The organism is Streptomyces sp. NPDC008121 (assembly GCF_042957155.1).
In the GTDB taxonomy this organism is placed as follows: Bacteria; Actinomycetota; Actinomycetes; order Streptomycetales; family Streptomycetaceae; genus Streptomyces.
The window spans coordinates 940,734-950,366 of the sequence record NZ_JBIBHT010000001.1 but is presented as its reverse complement, the minus strand read 5'-3'; the positions used below and the strand labels follow the sequence as shown (position 1 = coordinate 950,366).

Annotated in this window: 8 protein-coding genes; 6 read left to right on the top strand and 2 right to left on the bottom strand. The window is 74.3% G+C overall.

Annotated features, from left to right (window positions below; all coding sequences use genetic code 11):
- Positions 1 to 66: 66 nt before the first annotated feature.
- The gene (locus tag ACFZBD_RS04085) at positions 67 to 1,977 is read right to left on the bottom strand and encodes an ABC transporter transmembrane domain-containing protein (protein ID WP_391134915.1); all 1,911 of its coding nucleotides are present in this window, start codon (positions 1,975 to 1,977) and stop codon (positions 67 to 69) included.
- Positions 1,974 to 3,671: an ABC transporter transmembrane domain-containing protein gene (locus ACFZBD_RS04080; RefSeq protein ID WP_391134912.1), complete on the bottom strand. Its 1,698-nt coding sequence runs from the start codon at positions 3,669 to 3,671 to the stop codon at positions 1,974 to 1,976. Before ACFZBD_RS04080 ends, ACFZBD_RS04085 begins: the two co-directional genes overlap by 4 nt.
- Before the next feature lie 257 nt (positions 3,672 to 3,928).
- Here ACFZBD_RS04080 and ACFZBD_RS04075 point away from each other — a divergent pair, with 257 nt between their 5' ends.
- From ACFZBD_RS04075 to ACFZBD_RS04050, 6 genes are all read left to right on the top strand, one after another.
- Positions 3,929 to 5,005, top strand: coding sequence for an iron chelate uptake ABC transporter family permease subunit (locus ACFZBD_RS04075; protein ID WP_391134909.1), 1,077 nt, complete (start codon positions 3,929 to 3,931; stop codon positions 5,003 to 5,005).
- Entirely contained in the window at positions 5,002 to 6,138 is a 1,137-nt protein-coding gene (locus ACFZBD_RS04070) for an iron chelate uptake ABC transporter family permease subunit (protein ID WP_391134906.1), read from the top strand. Before ACFZBD_RS04075 ends, ACFZBD_RS04070 begins: the two co-directional genes overlap by 4 nt.
- A complete protein-coding gene (locus ACFZBD_RS04065; protein ID WP_391134903.1) occupies positions 6,135 to 7,007 on the top strand; it encodes an ATP-binding cassette domain-containing protein in 873 nt (290 codons plus the stop codon). The genes ACFZBD_RS04070 and ACFZBD_RS04065 overlap by 4 nt, the downstream gene beginning before the upstream one ends.
- Positions 7,008 to 7,099: 92 nt before the next feature.
- Complete coding sequence (locus tag ACFZBD_RS04060; protein ID WP_391135935.1) at positions 7,100 to 8,680, top strand: amidohydrolase family protein; 1,581 nt, start codon at positions 7,100 to 7,102, stop codon at positions 8,678 to 8,680.
- Positions 8,677 to 8,898 carry a hypothetical protein gene (locus tag ACFZBD_RS04055; RefSeq protein ID WP_391134900.1) on the top strand — a complete coding sequence of 74 codons (222 nt, stop codon included), beginning with the start codon at positions 8,677 to 8,679 and terminating at the stop codon, positions 8,896 to 8,898. The genes ACFZBD_RS04060 and ACFZBD_RS04055 overlap by 4 nt, the downstream gene beginning before the upstream one ends.
- Complete coding sequence (locus tag ACFZBD_RS04050; RefSeq protein ID WP_391134897.1) at positions 8,889 to 9,590, top strand: 4'-phosphopantetheinyl transferase superfamily protein; 702 nt, start codon at positions 8,889 to 8,891, stop codon at positions 9,588 to 9,590. The genes ACFZBD_RS04055 and ACFZBD_RS04050 overlap by 10 nt, the downstream gene beginning before the upstream one ends.
- Positions 9,591 to 9,633 lie beyond the last annotated feature (43 nt).

The window sequence follows — 9,633 nt, the reverse complement described above, 5'->3', positions numbered from 1 at the left end:
GGGCTCTTCTCGTGGCCCGGTGGCGGCGGGTGCCGCCGGGTCACGGGTCGGGGTGGGGCCGTGGGGTCAGGCGGGCACCGTCGGCTCGTGGCGGCTGGCGGACCAGGCCGACCAGAGTTCGGCGTAGCGGCCGCCCGCCGCGACCAGTTCGTCGTGGGTGCCGGTCTCGACGACGCGGCCCTGGTCCAGGACCACGACGCGGTCCGCCGTGGCGGCCTGGGGGAGGCGGTGGGCGACCATCAGGCCCGTGCGGCCCTCCAGCGCGCGCAGGGCGGCGGTCTCCAGGACACGGGCGCCCGCGCTGCCCGCGTCGGCGGTCGCCTCGTCGAGAATGGCGATGGGCGGGTCGGTGAGGACCAGCCGGGCCAGCGCCAGGTGCTGGGCCTGGGTCACCGTCAGACGGTGGCCCCCCTCGCCCACGACCGTCGACAGCCCGTCCGGCAGCGCCTCGGCCCACTCCAGCGCCCCGACGCGGTCCAGCGCCGTGCGCAGCTCCTCGTCCGTCGCCTCGGGGCGGGCCAGCCGCAGGTCCTCCGCCAGCGGTCCGGCGAAGACGTGGACCTCCTGGCTGATCAGGGTGACCGCCCGCCGGACCCCGGCGGGGCCCAGCTCCCGGCTGTCCACGCCACCCAGGGAGATCACGCCGGACGCCGGGTCGTGGACGCCGGCGATGAGCTTGGCGAGCGTGGTCTTGCCCGCGCCGCTGGCGCCGACCAGGGCGACCCGCTCCCCGGACCGTACGTCCAGGTCGACGTCGGCCAGCACCGGGTGCCCGTCGACGTAGGAGTGGCCGAGACCGGACACCTTAACCGAACCGTCCACCGGCGTAGCCGCCTTCTCCTCGGGCTCCCGCTCGGCGGGCAGGCTCGACACGCCGACCAGCCGGGCGAGGCTCGCCCCCGCGGACTGGGCGTCGTCGATGAGGAAGAGCGCGGCGTTGATCGGGTTGAACAGGCCGTGGAAGTAGAGCGCCGCCGCGGTCGCCGTACCGATGCTCACCGCGCCCCCGTCGACCAGCAGGAAGCCGGTGACGAGGATCGACGCCATGCCGATGAACTCGGCGGCGTTGAGACGGGAGAAGAAGCCGGAGATCAGGCGCATGCCCCCGGCGGCCAGGTCGACCGCCGCCTGGGAACGCCGGTCCAGCAGGTCCGCGTGCCGGTCGGTCAGCCGGAACGCCCGTACGGTACGGACCCCGCCGACGCTGTCGAGCAGCTGGTGCTGCAGGGCGCCGGTGGCGACCCGGTGCTCGGCGTAGATCTTCGAGGCGCGCGGGATGTACCAGCGCACGGTGAGGATGTGGATCGGCACGGCCAGCAGGACGGCCGGCAGGAAACGCCAGTCGAGGACGGTGAGGCCCGCCAGCGTCAGGACGATGGTGAGGAAGGCGGTCGCGAACTCGGGCAGCGCCTGCCGGACCGCGCGCGCGATCAGGGTGACGTCGCCCGTCACGCGCGAGGTCAGGTCGCCCGAGCCGGCCCGCTCGACCCGTTCGAGCGGCAGCCGCAGCGCCCGGGCGATGAACCGCTCCCGCAGGTCCGCGAGGATCGTCTCGCCGAGCCGGGCCACGAGCGACTTCCCGATCGCGGTGGCGATGCCCCTGGCGAGGGCCACCACGAGGAGCAGCACCATCGGGACGGTCAGGGCCGCCGCGCCGCGGCGGTCCACGACGAGGTCGACGATGCGCCCGAGCAGCGGGGCGGTCAGCAGTCCGATCGCGGTGCCGAGGACCAGGACGGTCACCGCGCCCACCGCCAGGAGGCGGTGACGGCGCAGCAGTTCCCGTACGACGGCGAGGGTCCGGGCGCCGGTGGCGGTGGGCAGGAGCTCGCGCTCGGGCGTGCCGGGTCCGCTCATCGTCCGTCCTTCGTCCTTCGCCTCTGACGGCCGGGTGTCCTGGCCTTCGGTGGTGCCCGGGGGAGTGTCCCCGATGGTGCCGGGGGCCGTGCCTTCGGTGGTGTCGCGCGGGGGCGTCATGCCAGCACCGCCGTGCGGTACGACGCGTGGGCGGCGACCAGTTCGGGGTGGCTGCCCTCGGCGGTCACGGCCCCGTCGTCGAGGACCACCACGACGTCGGTCCCCGCGAGCAGGGCCGGGCTGGTGGTGACGAGGATCGTGGTCCTGCCCCGGCGCAGGTCACGCAGCCGGGCGGCGATCCTGGCCTCGGTGACCGTGTCGACGGCGGTGGTCGGGTCGTGGACGACCAGGACCGGCGGGTCGGCGGCGAGGGCGCGGGCGAGCGCCACCCGCTGACGCTGGCCGCCGGAGAGCGAACGGCCCCGTTCGGTGAGGACGGTGTCCACGCCCTGGGGCAGGGCCTGGGCGACGTCGTCCGCCGTGGCGGCGGCGAGCGCCGGGCCGACGTCCGCGGTGCCCGTGCCCGTTCCGGCCCGTACGTTGGCGAGGAGGCTCTCCTCGAAGAGGTCGGCGTCGTGGTGCGCGACCAGGATCGCGCGGCGGAGGTCACCGGGGTCGAGGTCGGTCAGCGGGACGCCGTCGAGCTCGACGGTCCCTTCGGCGGGGTCGAGTTCCCGGCCGAGGCAGAGGAGCAGGTCGTTCGCGGTGGCCGGGTCCTTGGTGACCACGCCGACGACGCTGCCGGCGGCGATGTCGAGGTCGACGCCGCGCAGGGCGCCATGGGTGACGCCCCGCAGCCGCAGCCGTCCGGCGACCCGCTCGGGCAGCGGGGTCGCGCCGGCCGTGACGGCGGGGGGCGAGGCGAGGACCTCGGCGATCCGGTCGGCGGACGCCCGGGCCTGGGCGACCTCTCCGTTGACGTAGGTGAGGAGCTGGAAGGGGCCGAGGAGGTACTGGGCGAGGCCGACCGCGGCGACCAGCTCGCCGACGCTGATCGTGCCGCGCATCGCGAGATGGGCGCCGAAGAGTCCGATGACCGCGATGAAGACGCCCGTCAGGGCGAGGATCGCGCCGTCGTGCCAGGCCCGGCTGTTGGCGGCCCGCAGGGCGGCCGCCAGGGAGCCGCGGCTCGTCTCCCGGTAGCGCGCGACCGCCGCCGGCTCGGCGCCGATGCCCTTCAGGACGCGCAGTCCTGCGACCAGGTCGGCGGCGACGCCGGAGGCGTGGGCGGCGTGCTCCTGCTCGGCCTCGCTGCGCCGCTCCAGCGGGCGGCTGATGAGGTGGCCGATCCACAGCAGGGGCGGGACGCCGAGGAGGACGAGCAGGCCGAGCGGCACGGAGATGCGCAGGAGCGCCACCGCGCTGATGGCGAGTCCGGTCAGCGCGGAGAGGGCGTACGGCAGCGCGGAGGCGACCGAGCCGACCCGTCGGGCGTCGCCGGTCGCGACGGCGGTCAGCGCGCCGGTCAGCCGGCCGGTGTCGGCGCCGCCCCGCGGGTCGAGCACCCGGGCGGCGAGGTCCTGCCGGATCCGGTGGGCGGCGCTCTCTCCGGCGCCCTCGGTGAGCCGCGCGGAGATGCGGTAGCACGTCGAGAGGACGAGGAAGAGGACGGCGAGCACCAGCAGCCAGCGCAGCAGCGCTCCCGAGGACCCGGTCGCGACCGCCTCGTCGATGACCAGGCCGATGACGACGGGGACGAGTGCCTCGCACGCCTGGTGCGCCATGGCGAGGAACGATGCCCCGCCGACCCGGCGACGTTGGTCACCGAGGGCTCTGCGGAGGACGTGGCCTCCCGTTGGTCCTCCAGCGGGCATGCGGATCCTCCACGAGACGGGGGGTGGTTAGGTAAGGCTATCTTAAATATGGTCGCTGCCAAGACGTCCTGCGGGGCCCCTGGGAGAGGAGGGGTGTACGAGTCCCCTCGTCGGACGGGGGCCGCGTTGACCCGCCACGACTGTACGGTTAGGCTCACCTAAGTTCCAGTGTCCTTTGCGTCAAGTCGCCGAGCGGCAGTTCCAGTTTGACGCCTCGCGTACGTGGGGTGCGCCAACCACCGCCAGGGGAGTGGTCGTTGTCCGTCGAAACTCAGGCGGCGTCCGGGAGCAGGACCGGTGGTCCCCCCGACCCCGTCGCGCCCGCGGTCCGTCCGGCCACCACGGCCCTGCGCGGCATCGGGCTCCTCGTCACGCTCGGCGCGCTGGTCGTCGTCGCCCTGGTCAGCGTCTGGGTCGGCACCCGGGGCATCCCCTTCGCCTCCACCTGGGACCTGTTGTGGAACCCTGACGAGTCCGAGGCCGCCGTCATCGTCCACGAGTACCGCATCCCCCGCACCCTCCTCGGCCTCCTCGTCGGCATCGCCCTCGGCCTCGCCGGCGCGCTGATGCAGGCCCTGACCCGCAACCCGCTCGCCGACCCCGGCCTCCTCGGGGTGAACCTGGGCGCCTCGGCGGGCGTCGTCGTGGCCATCGCCTTCGTGGGCGTCGCCTCGCCCCTCGGCTATGTCTGGTTCGCCCTCGCCGGGGCGGCCATCGCCTCGGTCGGCGTCTACCTCCTCGGCTCCTCTGGGCGGAAACTGGCCACCCCCGACCGGCTCGTCGTCGCCGGCGCGGCGGTCACCGCCGTCCTGTACGCCTTCAACTGGGGCGTGCTGATCTTCGACCCGGAGGCGTTCGACCAGTTCCGTTTCTGGACGGTGGGATCGCTCGCGGGCCGGTACTACGACATCGTCCTCCTGATCCTGCCCTTCGTCGTCGTCGGAGTGGTCCTCGCGCTCCTCCTGGCCCCCTCCCTCAACGCCCTCGCCATGGGCGAACAGGTGGGGCGGGCCCTCGGCGTGAACATCGGCCGCACCCGCGTGCTGGCCGCCCTGGCCGTGATGCTCCTGTGCGGGGCCGCCACCGCCGCGGTCGGCCCGATCAGCTTCGTCGGCCTCGCCGTACCGCACATCGCCCGGTTCGTCGTCGGACCCGACCAGCGCTGGGTGTTCGCGTACTCGATGCTCCTCGCGCCCGTCCTGCTCATCGGGTCGGACGTCGTCGGCCGGGTGCTCGGCGCCCCCGGCGAGGTGCAGGTCGGCATCGTCACCGCCTTCATCGGGGCGCCCCTCTTCATCGCGCTGTGCCGCCGTCGAAAGCTGGTCATGCTGTGAGCGTCGTACGGGAGGCGAAGACCTCCGACCCCTCCGGACCCGACTCCCCGCACCCACCCGCGCCCGGACCCGGCGCCGAGGACGCCCCGAACCCCCGGGTCATCAGCGGCCGGGTCATCCGTACCGCGGGCGTCTCCCTGCGCGTCCAGAGCCGTACCCTCACCGTCACCACGCTGCTGCTCGCCGCCCTGGTCCTCGTCGTGGGCATCACCCTGACCACCGGCGACTTCCCGCTCACCGTCCCCGAGGTGCTCCAGGCCCTCACCGGCCAGGGGTCTGGGGCCGCCGACTTCGTCGTCAACACGCTGCGGATGCCCCGCATCCTGACCGCGGTGTTCGTCGGCGCGGCCCTCGCCGTGAGCGGGGCGATCCTGCAGAGCCTGACCCGCAACTCCCTCGGCAGCCCCGACATCATCGGCTTCACCAACGGCTCCGCCGTGGGCGCGCTCGTCGTCATCATCCTGCTCCACGGCAGCATGACCCAGATCGCGTTCGGCGCGCTGGTCGGCGGCCTCGCCACCGCCCTCGCCGTCCACCTCCTGATGATCGGCCGCGGACTGCAGGGCTTCCGGCTGGTCGTCATCGGCGTCGGCGTCAGCGCCCTGCTGCTCGCCGTCAACTCCTACCTGATCACCCGGGCCAGCTTCCAGGAGGCGCTGGAAGCCCAGGCCTGGCTGATCGGCAGCCTCGGCAACCGGCTGTGGGTGCACGCCAACGCCATCGGCATCGCCCTCGCCGTCCTGCTGCCCCCCGCCCTGTTCCTCTCCCGGCGCCTCGCCATGGTGGAGATGGGCGACAACACCGCCATGGGGCTCGGCGTCAACGTCGGCCGTACGCGCACCGCCCTGCTGGTCATCAGCGTCTCCCTGGCCGCCTTCGCCACCGCGGTGACCGGCCCCATCTGGTTCATCGCCCTCGCGGCGCCCCAGGTGGTGCGCCGCCTCACCCGCTCCTCCGCCCCGGCCCTCCTGCCGTCCGCCCTCATGGGCGCCGTCCTGCTCGTCGTCAGCGACCTCGTCGTCCAGCGGGCCTTCGCGCCCGCGCTCCTCCCGGTGGGCACGGCGACGGGCGCCGTCGGCGGTCTCTACCTCATCTGGCTGCTGATCTCCGAGTCGCGAAAGAGCCGCGCATGACCGCAACGAACCCTCCGCAGCCCCGGCTGCGCGCCGAGGACCTCACGCTCTCCTACGACCAGCGGACGGTCGCCGCGTCCCTGAGCGTCGACATCCCCGACCACTCCTTCACGGTGATCATCGGGCCCAACGCCTGTGGCAAGTCGACGCTGCTCACGGCGCTCGCCCGGATGCTCAAGCCCAAGGCCGGCCAGGTCTACCTCGACGGCGCCGCCATCGCCTCGTACCGCTCGCGCGAGGTCGCCCGCCGCCTCGGCCTGCTCCCGCAGTCCTCCAGCGCGCCCGGCGGCATCACCGTCGGCGACCTCGTGGCCCGCGGCCGCTACCCCCACCAGCGGCTGCTCAAGCAGTGGTCCGCCGAGGACGAGACGGCCGTCGTCGAGGCGATGCGCCAGACCGACGTGCTCGACCTCGCCGACCGGCCGGTGGACGACCTCAGCGGCGGCCAGCGCCAGCGCGTCTGGCTCTCCATGGTCCTCGCCCAGCAGACCTCCATCCTGCTGCTCGACGAGCCCACCACCTTCCTGGACATCGCCCACCAGGTCGAGGTGCTCGACCTCTGCGCCGAACTGCACGCCCGCAAGGGGCACACGGTCGTCGCGGTCCTGCACGACCTCAACCAGGCCTGCCGCTACGCCACCCACCTCATCGTGATGCGGCCCGGCGGCGTCATCGCCGCCCAGGGCGACCCCGCGACGGTCATGACCGCCGAACTCGTCGAGGACGTCTTCGGACTGCCGTGCCGGATCATCGACGACCCCGAGACCGGCACACCCCTGATGGTGCCCGCCGCGCCCCGGCGGTACGAGACGGACGGCGGCCCGCAAGGCGCCCGGACCACCGACGCCGTGTTCGCCGAGACACCGTAGGACGTACGCCGTCGCGCCCGGCCGCGCATCCCCGCCCCTCCGGGGCGGGCGCCGACACCTTCCGCACACTCCCCAGGGACGGACTGCCCATGATGCTGTGCACGAGGATCACCAACGCGCGCATCCTCACCATGGATCCCGACCACCCGGTCGCCCACGACCTGGGCATCTGGCACGGTCGGATCGTCGGCCTCGACGAGGCCGTGACGGCGCTGCCCGCCCGCGAGGTCATCGACCTCCAGGGCGCCACCGTGCTGCCCGGTTTCATCGACAGCCATGTGCACCTGGCGTGGACGGGGTTGAAGGCGGCCTCGCCCACCCTCGCCGGCTGTGAGCGGATCGAGGACGCGCTCGCCGTCGTCGCGGACGCCGTCTCCCGCGCGAGCGCCCCCGGCGCGTGGGTGCACGTCGGAGGCTACGACCAGCGCGCCCTCGGCCGGCACCTGACGGCCGCGGAACTGGACCGGGTCGCCCCCGGCCACAAGGTGTTCCTCATGCACACCTCCGGCCACGCCTGCGTCGTCAACTCCGCCGTCCTCCGGCTGCTCCCGGCCGACGTGCCCCACGAGAACGGCCTCCTCGTCGAGAGCGCCATGGGCGCCGTACGGCGGCTGCGCCTGCCCTACGCGCAGGAGGAGCTGGCCGACGCCATCGAGTACGCCGGCCGCGTCTGTCTCTCCGAGGGGATCACGGCGGCCGCCGAGGCCGGCATCGGCGGCGGGCTCCTCGGCCACAGCCCCGTCGAACTGGGCGCCTACCAACTGCTGCGGGACCAGGGCCGGCTGCCCCTGCGCGTGCAGCTCATGCCCGGCGCCGACACCCTGCACCCGGTCGGCGCGCACGAGGGGGACGGCATACCCCGGGGCCTCGACCTCGGCCTGCGGACCGGCTTCGGCGACGACTGGCTCTCCGTCGGCGCGCTCAAGATCTACACCGACGGCGGGATGATGGCGCGTACGGCCGCCCTCACCGCACCGTACGAGGGGACCGACGGCACCGGCCAGCTGCAGGCCGACCCCGAGCACCTCGCCTCCCTCATCGTCGACGGTCACCTCGCCGGCTGGCAGCTCGCCGTCCACGCCATCGGCGACCGGGCAGCCGACCTCGCGCTCGACGCCCTGGAGCGGGCCCAGGCCCTGCGGCCCCGGCCCGACGCCCGCCACCGGATCGAACACGCCGGACTCATCCGGCCCGACCAGCTCCCGCGCTTCGCCCGGCTCGGCCTCAGCGCCGTCGTCCAGCCCAACTTCCTGCGCTACTTCGGCGACGACTACTCCACGATCATGGGCCCGGAGCGCGCCCCCTGGATGTACCGGGGCCGCGGCTTCCTCGACCACGGCGTCACGCTCGTCGGCAGCTCGGACCGTCCCGTCACCGACGGATCGCCGCTGCGGGCCGTGCAGTTCATGGTCGAACGCGCCTCCCTCTCGGGCCGGCCGGTCGGTCCCGACGAGGCCGTCACCGTCGACGAGGCGCTGCGCTCCTACACGGTCGCCGGCGCCTACGCCTGCCGGTGGGACGACACCGCGGGCAGCCTCAGCCCGGGCAAGCGCGCCGACCTCGTCGTCCTCGGCGACGACCCGCGGCGCGTCGACCCCTCCCACATCGGCGACATCGAGATCGTGGCGACGTTCGTGGACGGACGCGAGGCCACGGAAGGACGGAAACTGTGAGTAACTCGCTGCACCGGCTCTCCCCGCTCTGGCAGACCCCCGTCGCCCCGCCGCGCTGGGTGATCTGGCACGCGGGCCAGGGCGACGTCATGGTCTTCGACCGGGAGGACAACATCCCGCACGACGTGGACGACGCGGACCTGGCGGAGGTGCTGCGCCGGATGCGCGGCGCCGGGGTGCCGGAGTTCGACGACTACCCGGGCCGACGGTGCGCGTAGCGGCGGCCCCGGCGCGCTGGGGCGTCGACCCCCTGCCCCCGGCGTGGCGGGGCGGGCAGGGCCCCCGGCTGTGGACCGCGCCCGTGGGCGCGTTCGCGGCCCGCGCCCACGCCCTGTCCGCGCTGCTCGACGACGGCGAGCGGGCCAGATGCGGGGCCCTGCGCCGGGCCGCCGACCGGGACCGTTACCGCGTCGCCCACGTGGCGCTCCGGCAACTCCTCGGCGCCTACCTGGGCCGCGACCCGGCCCAGGTGCGGTTCGCGCCCGAGGCGTGCCCCGGCTGCGGCGGTCCGCACGGCCGCCCCGCCGTGGCCGGCCCCCCGCCCGTCCCGCTGCACTTCTCCCTCTCGCACGCCGGCGACGCCGTCCTGATCGCGTTCGCCGACACCCCCGTGGGCGTCGACGTCGAGGAACGGCCGACGCCCGAGGCGGCCGGGGAGGTCGCCGGGCTGCTGCACCGGAGCGAGCGCGCCGAGCTGGCGGCCCTGCCGCCGTCGGAGCTGCCCGCCGCCGTCGGGCGCTGCTGGGCACGGAAGGAGGCCTATCTCAAGGGCGTCGGCATCGGGCTTGGCGAGGACCCGTCCGTCACGTACGTGGGTACGGGGGCGGAGCCGGCGGACGTGCCCGGCTGGTCGGTGACGGACGTGCCGACGTTTCCCGGGTACGCGGCGGCCTGCGCGGTCCGCCGGTGACTCGCCGAAATCCGCTCGGCACACGCCGACTTGGTCATTTACT